The organism is Novosphingobium sp. HNCC26BN242 (assembly GCF_057180525.1).
In genome coordinates, this window is sequence record NZ_JBXUGM010000001.1 from 1,622,899 (window position 1) to 1,642,602 (window position 19,704).

The 19,704-nt window shown below is 61.3% G+C and carries 20 protein-coding genes and 4 tRNA genes; 7 read left to right on the top strand and 17 right to left on the bottom strand.

All coding sequences use genetic code 11. The features are described from left to right. The 3 genes from AC2A1F_RS07470 to efp all read right to left on the bottom strand — a co-directional run bounded on the left by AC2A1F_RS07470 (position 1) and on the right by efp (position 1,517). Positions 1 to 84: transfer RNA gene (locus AC2A1F_RS07470), tRNA-Leu, on the bottom strand. A 40-nt stretch (positions 85 to 124) separates the two neighbouring features. Next, positions 125 to 949, bottom strand: coding sequence for an inositol monophosphatase family protein (locus tag AC2A1F_RS07475; protein WP_484208103.1), 825 nt, complete (start codon positions 947 to 949; stop codon positions 125 to 127). Between the two features lie 4 nt (positions 950 to 953). Beyond that, positions 954 to 1,517 carry an elongation factor P gene (efp, locus tag AC2A1F_RS07480; RefSeq protein ID WP_305618510.1) on the bottom strand — a complete coding sequence of 188 codons (564 nt, stop codon included), beginning with the start codon at positions 1,515 to 1,517 and terminating at the stop codon, positions 954 to 956. Positions 1,518 to 1,625: 108 nt separating this feature from the next. Here efp and AC2A1F_RS07485 point away from each other — a divergent pair, with 108 nt between their 5' ends. Then, positions 1,626 to 2,003 (top strand): hypothetical protein, encoded by a 378-nt coding sequence (locus tag AC2A1F_RS07485; protein WP_484208104.1) that lies wholly within the window; start codon positions 1,626 to 1,628, stop codon positions 2,001 to 2,003. Positions 2,004 to 2,014: 11 nt separating this feature from the next. On the opposite strand, the gene AC2A1F_RS07490 is transcribed toward AC2A1F_RS07485, so the two are convergent. From AC2A1F_RS07490 to tkt, 8 genes are all read right to left on the bottom strand, one after another. Continuing rightward, complete coding sequence (locus AC2A1F_RS07490) at positions 2,015 to 3,964, bottom strand: OPT family oligopeptide transporter (protein ID WP_484208105.1); 1,950 nt, start codon at positions 3,962 to 3,964, stop codon at positions 2,015 to 2,017. Positions 3,965 to 4,028: 64 nt separating this feature from the next. After that, positions 4,029 to 5,129 (bottom strand): L,D-transpeptidase family protein, encoded by a 1,101-nt coding sequence (locus AC2A1F_RS07495; RefSeq protein ID WP_484208106.1) that lies wholly within the window; start codon positions 5,127 to 5,129, stop codon positions 4,029 to 4,031. 52 nt (positions 5,130 to 5,181) lie between these two features. Then, positions 5,182 to 5,826: a thiamine phosphate synthase gene (gene thiE / locus AC2A1F_RS07500; protein ID WP_484208107.1), complete on the bottom strand. Its 645-nt coding sequence runs from the start codon at positions 5,824 to 5,826 to the stop codon at positions 5,182 to 5,184. A 153-nt stretch (positions 5,827 to 5,979) separates the two neighbouring features. Beyond that, the gene (locus AC2A1F_RS07505) at positions 5,980 to 6,897 is read right to left on the bottom strand and encodes a fructose bisphosphate aldolase (RefSeq protein WP_484208108.1); all 918 of its coding nucleotides are present in this window, start codon (positions 6,895 to 6,897) and stop codon (positions 5,980 to 5,982) included. A 173-nt stretch (positions 6,898 to 7,070) separates the two neighbouring features. Continuing rightward, on the bottom strand, positions 7,071 to 8,270 hold the full coding sequence (locus AC2A1F_RS07510) for a phosphoglycerate kinase (protein ID WP_484208109.1): 1,200 nt from the start codon (positions 8,268 to 8,270) through the stop codon (positions 7,071 to 7,073). Continuing rightward, complete coding sequence (locus AC2A1F_RS07515) at positions 8,267 to 8,731, bottom strand: MOSC domain-containing protein (protein WP_484208110.1); 465 nt, start codon at positions 8,729 to 8,731, stop codon at positions 8,267 to 8,269. The genes AC2A1F_RS07510 and AC2A1F_RS07515 overlap by 4 nt, the downstream gene beginning before the upstream one ends. A gap of 11 nt (positions 8,732 to 8,742) precedes the next feature. After that, a complete protein-coding gene (gap, locus tag AC2A1F_RS07520) occupies positions 8,743 to 9,750 on the bottom strand; it encodes a type I glyceraldehyde-3-phosphate dehydrogenase (protein ID WP_484208111.1) in 1,008 nt (335 codons plus the stop codon). A 21-nt stretch (positions 9,751 to 9,771) separates the two neighbouring features. Further along, positions 9,772 to 11,742, bottom strand: coding sequence for a transketolase (gene tkt, locus AC2A1F_RS07525; protein WP_484208112.1), 1,971 nt, complete (start codon positions 11,740 to 11,742; stop codon positions 9,772 to 9,774). Between the two features lie 236 nt (positions 11,743 to 11,978). Here tkt and AC2A1F_RS07530 point away from each other — a divergent pair, with 236 nt between their 5' ends. From AC2A1F_RS07530 to AC2A1F_RS07545, 4 genes are all read left to right on the top strand, one after another. Then, positions 11,979 to 12,185: a hypothetical protein gene (locus AC2A1F_RS07530; RefSeq protein ID WP_484208113.1), complete on the top strand. Its 207-nt coding sequence runs from the start codon at positions 11,979 to 11,981 to the stop codon at positions 12,183 to 12,185. Positions 12,186 to 12,198: 13 nt separating this feature from the next. Further along, complete coding sequence (locus AC2A1F_RS07535) at positions 12,199 to 12,543, top strand: cell division protein ZapA (protein WP_484208114.1); 345 nt, start codon at positions 12,199 to 12,201, stop codon at positions 12,541 to 12,543. A gap of 206 nt (positions 12,544 to 12,749) precedes the next feature. Next, on the top strand, positions 12,750 to 13,337 hold the full coding sequence (locus tag AC2A1F_RS07540) for a 5-formyltetrahydrofolate cyclo-ligase (protein WP_484208115.1): 588 nt from the start codon (positions 12,750 to 12,752) through the stop codon (positions 13,335 to 13,337). Further along, entirely contained in the window at positions 13,334 to 13,564 is a 231-nt protein-coding gene (locus tag AC2A1F_RS07545) for a DUF2842 domain-containing protein (RefSeq protein WP_292628790.1), read from the top strand. The genes AC2A1F_RS07540 and AC2A1F_RS07545 overlap by 4 nt, the downstream gene beginning before the upstream one ends. A 46-nt stretch (positions 13,565 to 13,610) precedes the next feature. On the opposite strand, the gene AC2A1F_RS07550 is transcribed toward AC2A1F_RS07545, so the two are convergent. The 6 genes from AC2A1F_RS07550 to thyA all read right to left on the bottom strand — a co-directional run bounded on the left by AC2A1F_RS07550 (position 13,611) and on the right by thyA (position 18,693). After that, positions 13,611 to 13,687 (bottom strand) — tRNA-Asp (locus AC2A1F_RS07550). 138 nt (positions 13,688 to 13,825) lie between these two features. Continuing rightward, a tRNA-Asp gene (locus AC2A1F_RS07555) sits at positions 13,826 to 13,902 on the bottom strand. A 107-nt stretch (positions 13,903 to 14,009) separates the two neighbouring features. Next, positions 14,010 to 15,299: a dihydrolipoamide acetyltransferase family protein gene (locus AC2A1F_RS07560; protein WP_484208116.1), complete on the bottom strand. Its 1,290-nt coding sequence runs from the start codon at positions 15,297 to 15,299 to the stop codon at positions 14,010 to 14,012. A 4-nt stretch (positions 15,300 to 15,303) separates the two neighbouring features. Beyond that, positions 15,304 to 16,335, bottom strand: a complete 1,032-nt coding sequence (locus AC2A1F_RS07565) for an alpha-ketoacid dehydrogenase subunit beta (protein WP_484208117.1) — start codon at positions 16,333 to 16,335, stop codon at positions 15,304 to 15,306. Further along, positions 16,332 to 17,621, bottom strand: a complete 1,290-nt coding sequence (locus AC2A1F_RS07570) for a thiamine pyrophosphate-dependent enzyme (protein ID WP_484208118.1) — start codon at positions 17,619 to 17,621, stop codon at positions 16,332 to 16,334. The genes AC2A1F_RS07565 and AC2A1F_RS07570 overlap by 4 nt, the downstream gene beginning before the upstream one ends. 127 nt (positions 17,622 to 17,748) lie before the next feature. Continuing rightward, a complete protein-coding gene (thyA, locus tag AC2A1F_RS07575) occupies positions 17,749 to 18,693 on the bottom strand; it encodes a thymidylate synthase (RefSeq protein WP_484208119.1) in 945 nt (314 codons plus the stop codon). Positions 18,694 to 18,833: 140 nt separating this feature from the next. Here thyA and AC2A1F_RS07580 point away from each other — a divergent pair. Then, positions 18,834 to 18,910 (top strand) — tRNA-Pro (locus AC2A1F_RS07580). A gap of 222 nt (positions 18,911 to 19,132) precedes the next feature. Next, the gene (locus AC2A1F_RS07585; protein WP_484208120.1) at positions 19,133 to 19,699 is read left to right on the top strand and encodes a hypothetical protein; all 567 of its coding nucleotides are present in this window, start codon (positions 19,133 to 19,135) and stop codon (positions 19,697 to 19,699) included. Positions 19,700 to 19,704 lie beyond the last annotated feature (5 nt).

Consider the following 19,704-nt stretch of genomic DNA (forward strand, 5'->3'; position numbering starts at 1 on the left):
TGGTGCCCCTGGCCCGACTCGAACGGGCACGTATTGCTACAAACGATTTTGAGTCGTTCGCGTCTACCATTCCGCCACAGGGGCATATGATGGCACGGCCCTTAGCCAGTGCCATCGTGATCGGTCAAGCGTTACGGAGTGCGCCGACGAGCAACTTGTGCAGCTTTGAATGCAGCGCGTCGTTTCCGGCAAGCACCGTCTCGTCGCAGATCGGCTGCGAACGGCCCTTGTAGTCAGAGACGAACCCGCCTGCTTCACGCACCAGCAGGCAGCCCGCAGCGGTGTCCCAAGGATAGAGGCCGCTTTCCCAGAAGCCATCGAATCGGCCCGCAGCGACCCATGCCAGATCGAGCGAGGCCACCCCGAAGCGGCGGATTCCGGCGATACGCGGCCCGAGTTCGGCGTAGATGCGTGCCCATTCGTTGATATCGCCGCGGCCCGCAAAGGGAATGCCGGTGGCGATCAGCGCTTCATCCATATGGCGGCGCGCCGAGACGCGAAGGCGGCGGTCCTGCAGCCATGCCCCTTGCGCCTTTTCGGCCCAGAAGCTTTCGTCCGTGATCGGCTGGTAGACCAGCGCTGCGGTAACATCGCCCCAGCCCGACCCATCCAGCTTGGGTTCCTGCACCGCGATGGAAATGGCAAAGTGCGGGATACCGTGGAGGAAATTGGTGGTGCCATCCAAGGGATCGATGATGAAGCGGGGCTTGCCCTCTTCACCCGGAATTTCACCGCCCTCTTCCATCAGGAAGCCCCAGCCCGGTCGGGCCACGCGCAATTCATCCCACAGCGTGCGTTCGGAATGCTGATCGGCCTTTGAGACGAAGTCTGCCGGGCCTTTCTTGCTGACCTGAAGATGCTCGATCTCGCCAAAGTCGCGGCGCAGGCGGCCGCCCGCCTTGCGCGCCGCGCGCTCTATCACGCGCATCAGGCCTGAAATGGCTGCCATCTAATCAGCCCACCTTGCCGACGTAAGTGCGTTCATAGACATCGACGATGATGCGCGTGCCGCTGCCGATGTGGGGCGGCACCATCACGCGCACGCCGTTGTCGAGAATGGCAGGCTTGTAGGACGACGAGGCGGTCTGGCCCTTAACCACGGCATCGGCTTCAACGATGGTGGCTTCGACCTGATCAGGCAATTGCACCGAGATCGGGCGCTCGTCATACATTTCGAGCAGCACGGTCATGCCGTCCTGCAGGAACGCTGCGGCATCGCCCAGAAGATCGGAAGGCAGCGTGATCTGGTCGTAGTTTTCGACGTCCATGAACACCAGATCATCGCCCTCGGCATAGAGGAACTGGAAGTCCTTGGTATCGAGGCGCACGCGTTCAATCGTGTCCTGGCTGCGGAAGCGGACATTGGTCTTGCGGCCGTCGATGAGGTTCTTCATCTCGACCTGCATGAACGCACCGCCCTTGCCGGGCTGGGTATGCTGGGTCTTGGCGACCTTCCAGATGCCCTTTTCGTATTCCAGGATATTGCCCGGACGGATGTCCACGCCGCTGATCTTCATGATGGAAAGAGCCTTACCGTGAGTAGGGAAGCGCGGCCCTTAGCGGAGCAATGCCGCTGCTTCAAGCGCGATTGCCTGAAACGGGGCTGGCATGCTAGCGCACAAGGCATGACACAACGGACCCTTGCCGCCATCGCCATGCTGTTCATCGCCAACAGCGCCCAGGCCGTGCCGGGCGGAAAACTGATGACCGTGCAAAAAGGGCCGTGGACCTGCGAAATTCCCGGTGATGCCAATACGCTGGCGGTCGAAAAGCCTGAGCTGGGGTTCGAGGCTATTGCAGATTCGAGCTATGTGGCACCTAATGGGACGACCGGATCGTATCTGCGGTTGGCTGACCGGCTGACGTTGACCAGCGGGGTTTTTGCCGGACGGCGGTTTGTGATGGATGGCGAGGAAATCCTGCGCGAAGTGGCGCAAAGCGATGCGCCGAACGGGATCCGGTGCGTCCACGCCGGGCCGATCAGGATCGCTACACCCGGATAAACTACCAAAAGCTAAATCGACGCGCTGTCGCGCCGCATGCGCCAGTAGGCGTAGCCGATGATCCCGGCAAATGCGGCCACGCCCAAAGGCAGGCTGGCGGGAAAATCCTCTACGACGGCCAGCGCTTCGGGATTGTCGGTGCCGGCAACGATGGCGGCAAAGGCGATGTTGAACAGGCTGTCGCCTACGATCAGGCCGGTGGCGGTGAGGACGCCCATGCGTTCGGCAAATTCGGGCGCGGATTGGCGGGCGGCCCAACGATTGTAGAGATGGCCTAACACCGTGCCGAGAATGACCATCATCGTCACTTGCGTGGGCAGATACATGCCCATGCCGACTGCAAGCGGTGGCAGCATACCCTTGCCCGAGCGCTTGAGCAGTTCGTCCACCGCAATAACGCCTGCGCCAATTGCTGCGCCAAGGCCGACGAGGCCCCAGTCCAGACTGCCGCCAAGCACACCCTGCGCAATGGCCGAGATCAGCGAGGCTTGTGGTGCAGACAGCGCGTTCTCCCCTGCCCCTGGCGCGCCCTGAAACCCAAACGTGGAATTGAGCAGATCGAGAATTGGCGGGATCACCAGTGCGCCAAACAACACGCCAAGGATCAATGCGACTTGCTGACGCCATGGTGTCGCCCCGACCAGCTGGCCGGTCTTAAGGTCTTGCAGGTTGTCGTTCGAAATCGTGGCCACGCCAAAGACGATGGCGGTGACGAACAAGGCAAAGGCGACGAGGGCCTTTGTATCTTCCTCGCTGCCGCCCTGCCCGAACAGGCCGAGCAGGAGCAGCGAAATGCCGAGCGCGGCAAGGATTCCAACGCCAGAAATCGGGCTGTTTGATGCGCCGATCAGGCCTGCCATATAGCCGCAGACCGATGCGATCACGATCCCGGCAATCAGCACGTAAACGACCGATGCCAGCAGGGTGAGGCCTAGTGCGCCAGCTACCGGACCACCGACAGCGAAATCGGCGAGCAGCAAAGCGATCGGGATCATCGACGCCAGAATTGTGCCGCCAACGATGCCGATGGGAATGTCACGCTCGGTAATGTCGAGGCTTTCGTTGCCACCGCTCTTGCGCGATGCATTGGCGGCGATGGCAGCGGTGACGCCGCGCACGATGGGGCCGATTACACGCAGCAATGTCCAAATCGCGGCGACACCGATGGTGCCTGCGCCGATGAAGCGGATTTTCTGCCGGAAAACGGTGCCGACAAAATCGGCAAGGTCGGCCCCAGCGGGGATGCTGCCTGCAGTCAGTTGTGGCAGCAGCACGCCGAAGCTGATGACGATGCCCACCAGCATGGCAATGCCGACCGCAAGACCGACCAGATGGCCAACGCCCACCAGCGCCAACGACAGCCCGCCAAACAGCATCGTGCCGCCTGAGCCGACCTTGAATGCGCCGCCCACTTCCTCAACCGCCAGCTTCATCTTGGCCAGCAAGGGATAGAGCGCGGAAAGCAGACCACCTGCGGTAACAGCGGCAAGGCCCTTGCGGTTTTCCTCTGCCCCGCCAACACCAGCCCCGACCTTGAGCACTTCGGCAGCGGCAACGCCTTCAGGATAGGGCAAGTCCGACCCGGTGACCAAGGCGCGGCGCAGCGGCACCGAATACATCACGCCCAAAATGCCGCCGACCGCGATGACGGCAACCGATTCCCAATAGGGGAAATCCGCCCACCATCCGACCATGACCAGACCCGGCAGCACGAACACGATGGCCGAGAGCGTACCAGCAGAGCTGGCAATCGTCTGGACGATGTTGTTTTCCTGAATGGTCGTGCCGGAAAACGCACGCAGCACGGCCATCGAGATCACGGCGGCGGGGATCGATGTGGCAAAGGTCAGGCCGATGCGCAGGCCGAGATAGACATTGGCAGCGGTGAACACGACCGTGAGGATCGCGCCGAGGACAACGCCGCGCAGCGTCAGTTCTCTTGGTGATGCAATACCGCTCATGCCTGCCCCGTGATGTTCGAACGAAGGCTTGTTTTGCACGGCACATCGTTCGTGGGAAGCATGTTCAACGGACGAAGGTAACCTTGGTCGATCCGCTGACCATCTGCGCAAGGCGAGCGGCGTCCCAATTGGTCAGGCGAACGCAGCCGTGGCTTTCGGCACGGCCGATGGTGTGCGGTTCGGGCGTGCCATGAAGACCATAGTGCTCCTTCGACAGATCAATCCACACAACGCCGACCGGGCCGTTGGGACCGGGCGGCAACATGTGCTCGCCCTTGCTGTCGGGAACGTCCCAAAACAGGCTAGGATCGTAGCTGAATTCGGGATTATAGGCCTTGCCGTTGATCGTCCAATCGCCCAGCGGCAGGGGATCTTTTTCAGAGCCAGTGGTGACGGTGAACAGGCCGACAAGCTTTTCCGCCTTGTCGTAGGCCTCAAGCGTGCCTTTCGATTTGCTGACGACAAGCCGCGCTGCTGCGGGTTGGCTATCGCTGACGCCGAGCGTGGTCAGCGTTGCCAGCCATCCCTTGTTTTCAATTTCGTCGGGATTGATCCTGTCGCCGCCAACATTGGGCACGCGAATTTGCTGGTCGGCGGCAAAGGGAGCGTTTTGCAATTGCGGATTCAGCCCGCGCAGAACCTCGGGCGTGGTGTGAAAGCGTTCGGCTAGTTTTTCATCGAGCGAGGTATAGCCCATTTCAGGCAGCTTGGCCTGATCGGCAGGCGTTTTTGGCAAGGGTGCGAAGGGGCCTTTGGCGAAATCCTGCGGGATGGTGACGATGCGCGTGGCCGCGATGTGCGTCCAGCGGGCCAGCGCCTGCGTTGTGGGATCATCGAATGCGCCGGTAACCGGCAGATCATTGGCCTTCTGAAACCCGGTAACCGCATTTGTGGTGGAAAGCCCGCTCTTGCCGTCAATCACGCCGGGCGCAAAACCGAGACGTTCGAGCACGACTTGCGCCTGCATGATGGGGCGCGCGGTGTCCTGTGCGGCGACAAGTTGTCCCGGCGCAGGGTCGTTCGAGGCCATCGGCACCACGAAGGACGGCTTGGGCGATGTTTCGCTTTGCGCGGGCGCAGGGTCGGGTGCTTCTGACTGGCAGGCAGAGACGAGGAGGCCCGAAATCGACAGGGCAAGGGTGGCATTGAAAAATGAGGACATCATGGCTCCGGGGGGCTGTATTGTCACAGAACCCCTGGAGCGTTGTGATGTTCCGTCAGCTTTCGGGGCTGATGCGCGGGTTGGCGCGGATGGCCTCGAAAAACGCCGCGATGTTGGCGGCTTCGTCGCCGCTCCACACCGCATTGCTGACCGCAAGGAAATCGGCGCCGGCTTGAATCAGCGGGGGGCAATTGGCAGGAGTAATGCCGCCGATGGCGACGCAGGGCAGTTCGAAGATTGATTGCCACCATTCGAGCAAGTCGAGCCCGGCGACGTGCTTGGAATCCTTGGTGCTGGACGGGAAGAATGCGCCGAAGGCGACATAGTCTGCCCCCTTATCGCCCGCGTCCATCGCCAAGTGGCGGCTGTCGTGGCAGGTCACGCCGATCTGCGCGTTGCGGCCGAGCCGTTCGCGCGCGTCCTTAACGTCGCCATCGTCTTGCCCGAGGTGAACGCCATCGGCACCGAGGCGTTTGGCAAGGCTGATCGAATCGTTGACGATGAAGGCCACATCACGATCCGCACAGATGCGCTGCAGCGGTTCGGCAAGGGTGGCTGCGGCATGTTCATCCATGCCTTTCACCCGGAACTGGAAAGCGGCCACTGGACCTGCATCGAGCGCGCGGGCGAGACGTTCGGGGAAAGTGCCGGAAACATCGAGCGGGGAGATCAGGTAGAGTTCAGAGGAAAGCTTGGCCATAGGGGCGGCCTTATCGGCGCGGATGGATGGCTGCAAGCAAAACGCCCAGCCCCAGCTTTGCAGATGGTGGCCAAACTCTTAGCCAAGATAAAACGCCCCGCCCCAGCTTTGCTGGTGGCGGGGCGGCCTTTCCGTCCTCTCCAAACGGGCAGGTTATGCGGCGACGAGTGTCTTTTGCGTCGAGCCGGTGTAGATTTCGTCGATCGCAGCGCCCAGCGCAGCATCAAACTCCGCTTCGGTCATCTGATGGCGCAAGTCTTCGAGCAGGGCGCGGCTGAAGCTGGCGATGATGCCGGTGTTCTTGGCCAGTTCGACGCAAGCTTCAGGGCGCTTGTAGCCACCGGACAGCGCGACGACGCGCAGCACTTTGGGGTGTGCGACCAGCGGATCGAACGTGCAAGGCGCGACCGGGAGCGAAAGCTTGAGCATGACCTGCGTGCCTTCTGGCAGAGCATCAAGCGCTTTGAGGATTTCATCGCGCAGGATGATGTCGCATTCGGCGCGGGTGGCGCTCTTGATGTTCACTTCGGGTTCGATGATCGGCATCATGCCGTGGCCAAGCACCTGCATGCCGACTTCAAACTGCTGAGCAACCACGGCGGCGATGCCTTCCTGGTTGGCCGAGTTGATGACCGAGCGTTCCTTGGTGCCATAGACGCCCATGGCCTTTGCGCGGGTCAGCAGGGCATCGAGCGTGGGCATGGGCTTCATCAGCTGGACGCCCCCAAAACCGCCAAAGCCTTCGTCTTCCAAGCCCTTGTCGATCTTGATGAAGGGTACGACGCCCTTTTCGATCAGTGCGGCAGGAACCGACTTGCCATCGACGTTGCCATCCATCGTGCGTTCGAACAGGATCGCGCCGATGACCTTGTCACCGTGAAACACGTCCGACCGGATGATGCGGGCGCGCATATCGTGGATCAGGCCGAACATTTCCTCTTCGGTGGTCCAGGCATCTTCAGTCACGCCGTAGCCTGCTAGTGCCTTTGGCGTGGAGCCACCCGACTGATCAAGGGCGGCAATAAAGCCGTTGCCGGAGGCCATCTTGGTGGTCATTTCGGTCGTGTTCATCAGCCCGTCCTGTTCTGGCGGAAGGCCCGGAATTCCGGTTCCGCATACCTATGCACGAATGCGCCATAAAAAAACGCTCAGCGATTTGGCGAGCGTCTGGAGAGGCGCATTCCTATGCGGATACAACCCTTAAAGGAGCGCGTGCCGCAGTGCAACACGCGCCCTTCAGTTTTTTATGCTTCAAGCGAGGCGACGCCCGGAAGCACTTTGCCTTCCATCCATTCGAGGAATGCCCCGCCTGCGGTGGAGACATAGGAAAAATCGCCCGCCACGCCCGCGTGATTGAGCGCGGCGACGGTATCGCCACCACCCGCAACCGAGACGAGCGAGCCTTCCTTGGTGAGCGCAGCGGCGGTCTTCGCAAGTGCAACTGTGGCCGTATCGAAAGGCTCGGTCTCAAACGCGCCCATCGGGCCGTTCCACACCAGCGTGCGGCAGGTCTTGAGCGCATCGGCCAAAGCTTCGACCGCAGCCGGGCCAACATCAAGGATCATCTCGTCTGAGGCCACTTCGTGCACGTTGCAGGTGCGAAGCGAGGGTGGATTGGCGGCGAATTCCTTCGACACAACAACGTCGTAAGGCAGGTGGACGGTGCAGCCTGCCTTGTCGGCATTGTCGAGGATTTCCTCAGCGGTGCCGGTCAGGTCATGCTCGCACAGCGATTTGCCGACATTCACGCCGCGCGCGGCGAGGAACGTATTGGCCATGCCGCCGCCGATGATCAGGTGATCGACTTTGGTCACAAGGTGCTTGAGCACGTCGAGCTTGGTCGAAACCTTGGCCCCGCCGACAACGGCTGCGACCGGGCGTTCGGGTTCTCCCAGGGCCTTCTGCAATGCCTTGAGTTCCGCTTCCATCGCGCGGCCGGCGTAAGACGGAAGGACGTGGGCGATCCCTTCGGTCGATGCGTGTGCGCGGTGCGCGGCGGAGAAGGCATCGTTGACGTAGATATCACCCAGGCTGGCGAAGCGTGCGACCACGGCAGGGTCGTTCTTTTCCTCGCCGCCGAAGAAGCGGGTGTTTTCAAGGACAGCGATGGCACCGGGGGCGAGCGCGGCAACGGCGGCTTTGTCCCCTTCCCAGTCGATATAGCTGACCGGGCGGCCCAGCACGTGGGACAGCGGTGCGGCCAGCTTCTTCAGCGAAAATTCTTCAGAGGGCTGGCCCTTCGGACGGCCAAAGTGCGCAAGGACGAGGACTTTGGCACCCTTGTCGGCCAGTTCGCACAGGGTCGCCACGGTGGCGCGCAGGCGGGTGTCATCGGTGACTACGCCATCGGCCATCGGCACGTTGAGGTCTTCGCGCACCAGCACGGTCTTGCCGGTCAGGTCGCCCAGATCATCCCCCAAATCATCCAGTGTCTTGAAGCTCATTCCTCGATCCTCACTTCGTCGCCCACGGCAATGTCACCGTCGGTCAGGACCCGGCCGAGCACACCGCCGCGCCAATCTGGCAGCAGCGCGCTTTTCAGGCCGGGCTGGATTTCGTCCATGCGAAAGCACGGATCGCATTCGCAGGTTACTTCGATGCGCAAGCTGCTGCCGATGGCAATGACTTTGCCCGGCTCACGCGGCAAGCGCACACCCTGCACCAGCAGATTGGCGCGGCGCACGTGCCAGGGCAGTTCACGGTCTGGAGACAGCTCCGCCAGTGCGGCCGCCCAGCTCTCTGCTTCGATCAGCGAAATCTGGCGGCGACCAGTCTTGCCCGGTGCAATCCGCCCGCGGGCATTGCCTTCAACCCCGCGCTCACACGTGACTGAAACGTGATCGAGCGTCTCAATGGCCCCGCGCGACTTTTCGTGCCGTGCAATGCCACCGAGACGCCCGTTCATGTCAGCGTTCCTTACAGAAACTTCGCCATCGCGCCTGCGGTATCGAGCATGCGGTTGGAGAAGCCCCATTCGTTGTCATACCACGACAGCACGCGGACCAGCTTGCCTTCGAGCACGGCGGTTTCGAGGCTGTCGATGGTTGACGAGTGCGGATCGTGGTTGAAGTCGATCGAGACCAGCGGCTCTTCGGTGTAGCCGAGCACACCCTTCAGCGGGCCTTCGGCAGCAGCCTTGAGCAGGCCGTTGACTTCTTCGAGCGTGGTATCGCGCGAGGGCGTGAAGGTGAGATCGACGACCGAAACGTTCGGCGTTGGTACGCGGATCGACGAGCCATCGAGCTTGCCCTTCAGATCGGGCAGAACTTCGCCCACGGCCACGGCAGCGCCGGTGCTGGTGGGGATCATGTTCATCGCAGCAGCGCGGGCGCGGCGCGGGTCCTTGTGGATCTGGTCGAGGATCTTCTGGTCGTTGGTGTACGAGTGGATCGTGGTCATCAGGCCACGCTCGATACCGATGGCTTCGTGCAGGACCTTGGCAAGTGGCGCGAGGCAGTTGGTGGTGCACGATGCGTTCGACACGATCAGGTGATCGGCGGACAGCTTATCATGGTTCACGCCAAATACGACCGTGAGGTCAACGCCCTTGGCTGGGGCCGAGATCAGCACGCGTTTGGCGCCTGCATCAAGGTGCTTTTGGCCACCCGCACGATCAACGAAGAAGCCGGTGCACTCAAGCGCAATGTCGATGCCGTTGGCGGCATGCGGCAGGTTGGCCGGGTCCTTTTCCGCCGTCACCTGAATACGCTTGCCATTGACGATCATGTCGCTGCCATCGACGGACACGTCTCCGGCAAATGCGCCGTGAACGCTGTCACGCTTGAACAGCAGGGCGTTGGCCTTGGCATCGGCGAGGTCGTTGATCGAGACCAGTTCAAGGCCGCAATCGGGCCGTTCGAGGATGGCGCGCGCCACATTGCGCCCGATGCGCCCGAAACCGTTGATCGCAACCTTGATGGCCATGTCAGCTTAACTCCTGTGTGATTACGATACCCGCGCGAGAATCTGCGGGACGATCTTTTCAGCCGTCAGGCCGAAGTGGTCATAAAGGACATCAATCGGGGCCGAAGCGCCGAAAGTGTCGATGCCGATGGTCAGTCCATCGCCGACGTACTTCTGCCAGCCCAGCGTAACGCCTGCTTCGATGGAGACCTTGAGCACGTCTGCCGGAAGCAGATCGGCCTTATAGGCAGCGTCCTGTTCTTCGAACAGTTCCCAGCACGGGAACGAGACGACATCAGCGCCAATGCCCTGCGCTTCAAGCGCGGCAGCAACATCGTTGGCGACGCCAATTTCCGAACCGGTTGCCAGCAGCACGACCTTGCGCGCAGCCGTAGCGCTTACGAGGCGATAGGCGCCGCGTGCACTCTTGAACTCCCGGTCGAACCGCACCGGAGCGAGGTTCTGACGGGTCAGCGCCAGCACCGACGGACGGTGCTTGTTGGCCAATGCCAGCGTCCAGGCTTCGGCGGTTTCCATTGCATCAGCCGGGCGGAACACCAGCAGATTGGGGATCATGCGCAAGGACATAACATGTTCGACCGGCTGATGGGTGGGGCCATCTTCACCAAGGCCGATGGAGTCATGCGTCAGCACATAGATTACCCGCTGATGCTGTAGCGCCGAGAGACGGATGGCGTTGCGGCAATAGTCCGAGAAGATCAGGAACGTGCCGCCATAAGGGATCACGCCACCATGCAGCGCCATGCCGTTCATCGCAGCGGCCATGCCGAATTCGCGAATGCCATAATATACGTAGCGACCGCCGTAAGTGTCAGGCGTAAACGGCGTAGTTGATTTGGTCTTGGTGTTATTCGACCCGGTCAGGTCTGCTGAACCGCCGACCATTTCAGGGATCACTGCGGTCAAGGCTTCCAGCGCCATTTCGCTGGACTTGCGCGTGGCGACCTTCGGCGGATTGGCGATCAGGCTGTCGAAGTATTCGTTCTTGCCTTCGTCGCCTGCGGGCAGATCGCCTGCCATACGACGGGCAAGTTCCGCAGCCTTGGGATTGGCAGCAGCGCGAGCGGACCATGCGGCGTGGGCAGACTTGCCTGCCTCTGCCGACGACCGCCAGTTGGCGAGGATATCGGCAGGCACTTCAAACGGTGCAGCCGTCCAGCCCAGATATTCGCGCGCGGCGGCGATTTCGTCAGCGCCCAGCGGCGATCCGTGTACGTTGTGGCCGCCCTGTTTGTTGGGTGCGCCTTTGCCGATTATAGTGCGGCAGGCGACCAGCGACGGGCGCGGATCGGCTTCGGCTTCGGCCAAAGCGCGTGCGATATCAGCAAAGTCGTGGCCGTCGCAGGTTGTTACGTGCCACCCCGAGGCGGTGTAGCGGCCAAGGATGTCTTCCGTGGTCGACAGCGAGGTATCGCCGTCGATCGTGATCTTGTTATCGTCCCACAGCACGTTCAGGCGGCCAAGCTTCAACGTCCCAGCAAGGCCCACGGCCTCGTGGTTGATGCCTTCCATCAGGCAGCCGTCACCAGCAATCACCCAGGTCTTGTGATCGACCAGATCATCGCCGAAATGCGCGTTCAGGTGGCGTTCGGCCATCGCAAAGCCAACGGCCATGGCAAGGCCCTGCCCCAGCGGACCGGTGGTGCTTTCAACGGCGGGGATCAGGAAGTTTTCGGGGTGCCCGGCGCAAACGCTGTCCAGTTGGCGAAAGTTGCGGATGTCTTCCATCGTCGGGCTATCATAGCCGGATAGATACAGCAGCGCATAAATGAGCATCGACCCGTGCCCGGCCGACAGGATGAAACGATCACGATCCGACCAGTCAGGGGCCGAAGGATCATGCTTCAGGAATTGTGTCCACAAAACGGTGGCAACATCGGCCATGCCCATCGGCATACCGGGATGCCCGGAATTGGCGGCCTGAACTGCGTCCATGGAGAGCGCACGGATCGCGTTGGCCATCGGAGCCAGCACGGATGAATCGCGTGTCATGCTTGAAGTAAGCCCTTCCCTGTTTGCGACCGAACGGCTGTCAACCGCATAGCCCGGGCCACGAGATACTTTGATTCGGGGCCGCGTCTCTTTGGTCATAGCAGACACAAGGGTCAAGGCTGTGGGCGCGCTTCTTTGCTGCATGTGCGCAAGGCATACGAATCGCTGGCCAATTTCCCCGGCAGAATGCGCGGGCGGTGTTGCGCATAGGCAGCATTGTGGTAGCTTGCGCGACCATGGCGACAGAGGGACTTGGTGCCGCGCTGGACCGGCTTGAGCAAGCGCTAGCCCGGGTCGAAGGGGCGGTTTCGGCACAGGAACACAGGGGCGGCGAAACGGTTGAGGAGCTTGCGCTTCTCAAGGTACGTCATCGCAAGCTGAAAGATAGCGTGGCGCAGGAACTGCGCCAGCTTGATCTGTTGCTGGCAGGACTGCCAAAGTGAGCATTTTGGCCAAATGAGCAATCTGACATTGGACATCGGCGGTCGGCCCTTCACGGTATCTTGTGCCGATGGTGAAGAGCCGCATGTGGAAATGCTGGGCCGCATGATTGATGAGCGGGCGCGCAATGTCGGGCGCGGGCAAAGCGAAACGCGCACCTTGCTGTTCGCCGCGCTGATGCTGGCCGACGAATTGCATGAAGCGCATCGCAATGCGCCTGCTGCCACCGCAGATCCGGTGGTTGAGAACGAAGGCGATGCGCCATTTGCTGACGATCAGACGGTCACTCGGGTCATCGCTTTGGCAGAGCGGCTTGAAAAACTCGCGATGGCCCTTGAGCAAGGCCCCGTGAATGCTTAACTAGGGCGTGACGGGATCTGCCCGGCACGAGCCGCATGAACATCCCTGAGGCTATAAGCAATCCAAGGGGGCTGCCCCTGTCTGGGATCCTGGTCCCGGGCAAGCGGTCCCCACCTGACGTCGAGGCGTCAGAGGATTTTCCGAGCTAACGACCCATGGTGGGCCCGTCACCCTCCCCCCTTTTTGAAAAAAGACCGGAGCATCGTGTGGAAGGCAAGAACGCGCTGCGCAACGAATTGAGAGCGCGGCGCAAGGCGCACGTTGCATCTATCGATTCGCGCGTGATGGCCCTGATGTTCAAGCGTCCACCGTCCCCTGTGGTCGCACTGGTGCCGCAAGACGCGATTGTAGGCGTCTATCTGGCTGGCCCATCAGAGGCGCCCGCTACGGCCTATACCCAGTTTTTCCACGAAGCCGGGCACAAGATCGCCTTGCCGTGGTTCGAGAGCCGTAACGCGCCAATGGTCTTTCGCGAGTGGTCGTCGCCATGGGTGGATGACCTGCTTGTGCCGGGACCGTGGAAAGATATTGTTCAGCCTGCCGCCAGCGCTCCTGCGGTGATGCCTGATGTGTTGTTCGTGCCGCTGGTCGGCTTCAGCGCTGATGGCGCGCGGCTTGGCCAAGGTGGCGGGCATTATGACCGCTGGTTTGAGGCGAATCCCAACGTGCGCCGGATTGGGCTGGCTTGGGATTGCCAGCTTATCGAAGACCTGCCCTGTGAGGCGCATGACCGACCGCTGCATGCCGTGGTAACGCCGACCCGAATCTACGGTCCATGGGAGCAGCCAGCGTGACACAGCCTGAAAAGCCCGATTGGCGGCCTACATGGCGCAAGCCGATCGGCATTATTGCGCTGGTGCTGGCGCTTTGCGTCTATGTCTTTGCAGCCGCTTCGGCTTCGGCGTGGATCGGCAGCTTACACGTGCTGGTGCAGACGCTGGTCTATATCATTCTGGGAATTGCGTGGCTGCTGCCACTGCGGCGGTTCCTGATCTGGATGGAGACCGGGCGCTGGGGCTGATTGTCCGCGCCGTCTGACCCGCCACTGTTGTCAGAAATTCCCAAGGTGGCGCGAGTGACGGGACTTGAACCCGCGACCCTCGGCGTGACAGGCCGATACTCTAACCAACTGAGCTACACCCGCGTGTACCTTGGGAGCCGCGCCTCTATGGCAGGTGAGTAAGGCTGTCAACGGGGCTGAAGCGAGCTATTTTTCCACAAGAGCGGCGTAGCTTGAAGGCAAAGAAAAAGGCGCCCGAAGGCGCCTTGATCATCTTCCCAATGGCGCGAGTGACGGGACTTGAACCCGCGACCCTCGGCGTGACAGGCCGATACTCTAACCAACTGAGCTACACCCGCTCACCCTTGGGAGCGCCGCCTCTATGGCAGAGTTTGCGGGCTGTCAACGCTGTTCGTGCAGCATATTGCAGGCCCTGCAGTTTTCTGCGCGGGTCGGCGCACAAGCTTCAATCCGCCAGCAGCAACACCGGCGTTTCTATCAGCTTTTTCACAACCTGGATGAAGCTGGCTGCATCATGCCCGTCCACAACGCGGTGATCGCAACTGATGGAGATGTTCATCAACTTGCGTTTCTCTATCCGCTCTGCGCCTGTACTGTCCGACACGAACATCGGACGCTCGACGATGCGGTTGGGGCCAATGATAGCGACTTCAGGCCGGTTGATGACTGGAGTGGTCGCCACGCCGCCCAGCGGGCCGAGCGAGGTGATCGTGAGGGTCGATCCGGATAGTTCCTCGGACCTCGCGCTGCCGCTGCGCGCCGCTTCGGCAAGACGGCCGATCTCGCGTGCGAGTTGCCACAGGTTCAGACGCTGGGCATTGCGGATCACAGGAACCATCAGTCCTGCAGGCGTCTGCGCTGCCATGCCAAGGTGAACCGTGCCATAGCGGGTGACCACACCGGCCTCATCGTCATAGCGAGCGTTGATCATCGGAAATTGCGGCAAGGCGCGGCAGATCGCGGTGATCAGCAGAGGGAGCAGTGTGAGTTTAGGCTTGTCACCACGATTGGCGTTCAACTGTTCTCGCATGGCCTCGAGCGCGGTCACATCGCATTCCTCCACATAGGAGAAGTGCGGAATGTGGCGTTTGGACGCGGCCATGTTCTCGGCAATGCGGCGGCGCATGCCGATGACCTTGACGACTTCGTCGCCGCGCCCCGGGCTTGCCGAGCGATAGCCTCCTGTGGCGTTGTAGGCGAGAAACTGATCGAGATCGGCGTGGCGAACGCGGCCTTCTTCGGACGGGCGAACTTCGGCCAGATCAATGCCCAGATCATGCGCGCGCTCGCGCACGGCGGGGCTGGCGAGGATTTTGGTGCTGGCGTCGGGTTTGGCCGGTGCTTCGACAGGCTCAGCATGAGCGGGTTTGGCGGGCGGTGCTTCGACAAGCTCAGCACGAGCGGTGGTGGGGGCTGGTGAGGATGGTTCGGCGGCTGCCACCTGCTCAACAACATCCGCACGTTCTGAGCTTGTCGAAGGACCCTCGTCTTCCCCCTCCGTCTCGATCACCACCAATGCCGACCCGATGGCAACAATATCGCCCACCTCGCCCGCAATCGAAATGACTTTTCCCGTTACCGGGCTTTCCATTTCGACGGTGGCCTTGTCGGTCATCATGTCGGCAAGGCGGCCGTCTTCCTCAACGGTGTCACCGACCGCGACGTGCCAGGCGACGATTTCGGCCTCGGCGATACCCTCACCAATGTCGGGCAGGCGGAATGTATAGGTTGCCATGGCTTCAGGCTTTCATCAGACGGTCGATGGCCTCGCCGATGCGGACCGGGCCGGGGAAATAGGCCCATTCGAGGCTGTGGGGATAAGGGGTGTCGAAACCGGTCACACGCTCAATCGGGGCTTCGAGGTGGTAGAAGCAGCGCTCCTGCACCAACGCGGAGAGTTCCGCGCCGAAGCCGCAGGTGCGGGTGGCTTCGTGGACGATCAGACATTTGCCGGTTTTTTGCACAGACTTTTCCACAGCCGCGATGTCAAGCGGAACCAGCGTGCGCAAGTCGATGATTTCGGCATCGACACCCTTTTCAGCGCAGACGGCGGCGGCTACGTGGACCATCGTGCCATAGGCGAGCACGGTGAACGCCTCCCCTTCCCGCACTGTCCGCGCCTTGCCCAGCGGGATTTTGTAATACCCCTCTGGCACGGCGCTGTCCGCATGTCTGGCCCACGGCTCAACTGGCTTGTCATAGTAGCCGTTGAAAGGGCCGTTGTAGATGCGCTTGGGCTCGAAGAAGATGACCGGGTCGTTGTCCTCAATCGCTGCGATCAGCAGACCCTTGGCGTCATAGGGGGTTGCGGGGATGACTGTCTTGATACCGGATACGTGCGTGAACAGCGCCTCGGGGCTCTGGCTGTGCGTCTGCCCTCCGAAGATGCCGCCACCGAACGGAGATCGCACGGTGATCGGGGCGGTAAATTCGCCCGCTGAGCGATAGCGCAGCCGCGCAGCCTCAGACACCAACTGGTCCAGCCCCGGATAGATATAGTCGGCAAACTGGATTTCGGGCACGGGGCGCAGGCCATAGGCGCCCATGCCCACAGCCACGCCGATAATGCCGCATTCGCTGATCGGCGTGTCGAATACGCGTGTCTTGCCGTGCTTGGCCTGCAGGCCTGCCGTTGCGCGGAACACGCCGCCGAAGTAGCCCACATCCTCGCCCATCACCACAACATCGGGATCGCGCTCCATCATGATATCGAGTGCATCGTTGATCGCCTCGATCATGTTCAGGCGGCGGGTGGAGACTGGCTCGCTCATGCCTCGTCCTCCTTCCAGTCTGGCCATTTGACGCGGCGCTCATGAATGGCCTGCGCGCTCTGTTCTTTCAGGTGCCAAGGCAGTTCTTCGAAGACGTCTTCGAACATCGTGCGGAACGGGTGGTGCAGGCCGTGGCCCAGAATGCCGTTCTTCTCGGCCTCCTTGGTCGCTGCTTTGACCTGTTCCATCAATTCGCGGTCCATTTCCGCCTGTTGTTCTTCGGACCATTCGCCCAGCGCGATGAGGTGCAGCTTGAGCCGATTGATCGGATCACCCAGCGGCCATTCCTCGCGTTCGTGCGCCGAACGGTATTGTCCGGGATCGTCCGAGGTGGAGTGTCCTTCGGCGCGATAGGTGAAGTGTTCTATCAGCGTCGGCCCGGCATTGGACCGCGCGCGGTTGGCCGCCCATTGCGTGGCGGCATAAACGGCCAGAGGGTCGTTGCCATCCACGCGGATACCGGCGATGCCATAACCGATAGCGCGGGCAGCGAAGGTCGTCCGTTCGGCCCCGGCAAAGCCCGAAAAGCTGGAAATCGCCCACTGGTTGTTGACGACGTTGAAGATGACCGGCGCGTTGTAAACCGCGGCGAACGTCATGGCGGAATGGAAATCGCCTTCTGCCGTCGACCCCTCGCCAATCCATGTTGCGGCAATGCGGCTGTCACCCTTGATCGCGCTGGCCATGGCCCAACCCACGGCCTGCGGATATTGCGTGGCGAGGTTTCCACTGATCGAGAAGAATGAAGCCTCACGCGCTGAATACATGATCGGCAACTGGCGACCTTTCAGCTTGTCTGCCCGGTTCGAATAGATCTGGTTGATCATGTCGACCATCGGATAGCCGCGCGCTATCAGGATGCCTTGCTGGCGGTAGCTGGGAAAGACCATGTCATCGCTGGCCAGCGCCATGGCCGGGGCGACCGAGGTCGCCTCTTCGCCGGTGCATTTCATGTAGAAGCTGGTCTTGCCCTGTCGCTGCCCGCGATACATCCGGTCATCAAACGCCCGGGTGAGCGCCATGGTCCGCAGCATCCGGCGCAGTGTTTCGGCATCAAGTTTGGGGTCCCATGGCCCGACGGCGTGATGATCATCGCCAAGCACGCGCACCAGATCGAGGCAAAGCGGGTGCGTCTGCGCTGCCGCACACTGTTCGTCCGGGCGAGGCTGTTCGCCTGCGGGGGGTATCGCCAAATGTGAATAATCGACCTTGTCCCCCGGCCGGAATTTCGGTTCCGGCACATGGAGCGCCAACTGCGGCAAGTTGCCACGCGCGGTTTCGCTCATCTTGGGAACGCCTGCATCTGACTCTCCACCACCCGCAGGTGCCTATGCAAATGCAAAAGCCGAACGGGTGTTAAATTATAACTTCGTGTTATTTTATTTCACACAGCTTTGCGAGTCAATCACCGTTTCAGACGGCTACCGGTGCGCTCAACTGGCCCTGAGGCGCATATCCGGAGACTTCAAAGTCCTCGATCCGATAACTGAAGATATCTTGGGGACGGCGCAACAGAGCAAGGCGCGGATCGCCCTCCGGTTCCCGCAAAAGTTGCGCTTCGACCAGTTCCGCGTGATTCAGATAGAGGTGTGTATCGCCGCCCATCCACACCAGTTCGCCGGGTTCAAGATCGCATTGCTGCGCCAGCAGACGGATAAACAGCGCCGCGCCCCACAAGTTGAACGGCAGTCCCAGCGCCACATCGCAGCTGCGCTGATATAGCAGACCATTGAGCCGGTTGCCGCTGACGTGGAACTGGTAGGTCTTGTGGCAGGGCGGCAGTGCCATCTGGTCCAGTTCAGCCACGTTCCACCCTTCGACGATATGGCGACGGCTGCCCGGGTTGTGGCGCAGCGAGTGGACCACATCGGCCACCTGATTTACGCCTTGCGCGCGCTGGCGGAACAAGCCCTCACCCGCCTCTTCATAGACTGGCCAGTTGACCCATTGCTTGCCATAGACCGGGCCGAGATCGCCCCAGCTTTGCGCAAAAGCTTCGTCTGCCACGATGCGGGCGGAAAAATCGGCACGCGAAATGGCGTCGCCCGTTGCCTTGCGATAGCGGGCAAGCGGCCAGTCGGTCCAGATTTCCACGCCCTGCGCGCAAAGCTTGCGAATGTTGGTGTCACCGGTGAAGAACCACAGAAATTCGCGCGTCGCGGTTTTCCAGAACACGCGTTTGGTGGTCAGCAGTGGCATGCGGCCGTCTGAAAGGTCAAACCGCAATTGCGCGCCGAACACCGATCGCGTGCCAACGCCAGTCCGGTCAACGCGCTCATCCCCTTGCTCCCAGATGTGACGCATCAGATCGAGGTATTGCCATTCAGGATGGCGGGCGGAATCGGCATGACTGGACATCGCTCTGCTTCTATCCGGCATGGCCCAAACGCGCAAAACCGCAGGAGGAAAAAACTTGCCCCAACCTGCTTGCCAGTCCCGGCACTGCCTCGTATAGGGCGCGCCTGCCTCGCGGCTGGGAAACCAGTTGGCGGATCGGTCGGGGAATAGCTCAGCCTGGTAGAGCACTGTCTTCGGGAGGCAGGGGCCGGAGGTTCGAATCCTCTTTCCCCGACCACTTCATCACAGCGGGATGAGAATGAGAGCGGCCTTCGGGTCGCTCTTTTCATATGTGCGCTGGATCACATGGTCGCAGAGGCTCGCTTCATCGCTCATGATACACAAGTCATTCAATTCACCGTATATTCCTTCGCAAAGAACGCAAAGACCCTTTCGCTGATGCGGAATTTTCCTGACCTTTCCGGGGTTATCCCATTAACTGGACAGGAAACCCCCATCCGTGAAACTGCAAAACCTGACGATTTCCCTGCTTGTGGCCGCAGCACCGTTTGCCACGCCCGCGATCGCACAGCAGGGTGCTGCTGGAGCCGCAGCCACCGCGCCTGCACCTGCCGCGCCTGCAGTTGGCGCAACCGTCTATGATGCTGCCGGTGCCGAAGTGGGTACGATCAAGAGCATCGCCGCCCCCAACTTCGTGATCGATACAGGCAAGAACACCGCTACGCTGGCGCTGTCGGCGCTGGGCACCAGCCCCAAGGGTCCGGTGCTTGGCCTGACCAAGGTGCAACTTGATGAAGCCGCTGAAAAGGCTGCGGCTGCGGCCAAGGAAGCTTTGGCGGCGGCCATTGTAGTGGATGCGCCGGTCCATGCCTCTGATGGCACCACCGTGCTGGGCAAGATCAGCGAAGTGTCTGAGACCGACTTCGTGCTCGATACCGGCACGGCCAAGGTCAAGCTGCCCCGCACAGCAGTCGGGAAAGGCGAAAGTGGCTTGTTCATGGGCATGACTTCACAGCAGTTTGCCGATGCAACCAAGAGCGCGGCGGCTCCAGCTGCTGCCAACTGAGCTTC

Bases quoted from the DNA above. Each gene is read 5' to 3' on its own strand.
- AC2A1F_RS07475 (WP_484208103.1), bottom strand. From the start codon at position 949: ATGGCAGCCATTTCAGGCCTGATGCGCGTGATAGAGCGCGCGGCGCGC.
- efp (WP_305618510.1), bottom strand. From the start codon at position 1,517: ATGAAGATCAGCGGCGTGGACATCCGTCCGGGCAATATCCTGGAATAC.
- AC2A1F_RS07485 (WP_484208104.1), top strand. From the start codon at position 1,626: ATGACACAACGGACCCTTGCCGCCATCGCCATGCTGTTCATCGCCAAC.
- AC2A1F_RS07490 (WP_484208105.1), bottom strand. From the start codon at position 3,964: ATGAGCGGTATTGCATCACCAAGAGAACTGACGCTGCGCGGCGTTGTC.
- AC2A1F_RS07495 (WP_484208106.1), bottom strand. From the start codon at position 5,129: ATGATGTCCTCATTTTTCAATGCCACCCTTGCCCTGTCGATTTCGGGC.
- thiE (WP_484208107.1), bottom strand. From the start codon at position 5,826: ATGGCCAAGCTTTCCTCTGAACTCTACCTGATCTCCCCGCTCGATGTT.
- AC2A1F_RS07505 (WP_484208108.1), bottom strand. From the start codon at position 6,897: ATGAACACGACCGAAATGACCACCAAGATGGCCTCCGGCAACGGCTTT.
- AC2A1F_RS07510 (WP_484208109.1), bottom strand. From the start codon at position 8,270: ATGAGCTTCAAGACACTGGATGATTTGGGGGATGATCTGGGCGACCTG.
- AC2A1F_RS07515 (WP_484208110.1), bottom strand. From the start codon at position 8,731: ATGAACGGGCGTCTCGGTGGCATTGCACGGCACGAAAAGTCGCGCGGG.
- gap (WP_484208111.1), bottom strand. From the start codon at position 9,750: ATGGCCATCAAGGTTGCGATCAACGGTTTCGGGCGCATCGGGCGCAAT.
- tkt (WP_484208112.1), bottom strand. From the start codon at position 11,742: ATGACACGCGATTCATCCGTGCTGGCTCCGATGGCCAACGCGATCCGT.
- AC2A1F_RS07530 (WP_484208113.1), top strand. From the start codon at position 11,979: ATGGCGACAGAGGGACTTGGTGCCGCGCTGGACCGGCTTGAGCAAGCG.
- AC2A1F_RS07535 (WP_484208114.1), top strand. From the start codon at position 12,199: ATGAGCAATCTGACATTGGACATCGGCGGTCGGCCCTTCACGGTATCT.
- AC2A1F_RS07560 (WP_484208116.1), bottom strand. From the start codon at position 15,299: ATGGCAACCTATACATTCCGCCTGCCCGACATTGGTGAGGGTATCGCC.
- AC2A1F_RS07565 (WP_484208117.1), bottom strand. From the start codon at position 16,335: ATGAGCGAGCCAGTCTCCACCCGCCGCCTGAACATGATCGAGGCGATC.
- AC2A1F_RS07570 (WP_484208118.1), bottom strand. From the start codon at position 17,621: ATGAGCGAAACCGCGCGTGGCAACTTGCCGCAGTTGGCGCTCCATGTG.
- thyA (WP_484208119.1), bottom strand. From the start codon at position 18,693: ATGTCCAGTCATGCCGATTCCGCCCGCCATCCTGAATGGCAATACCTC.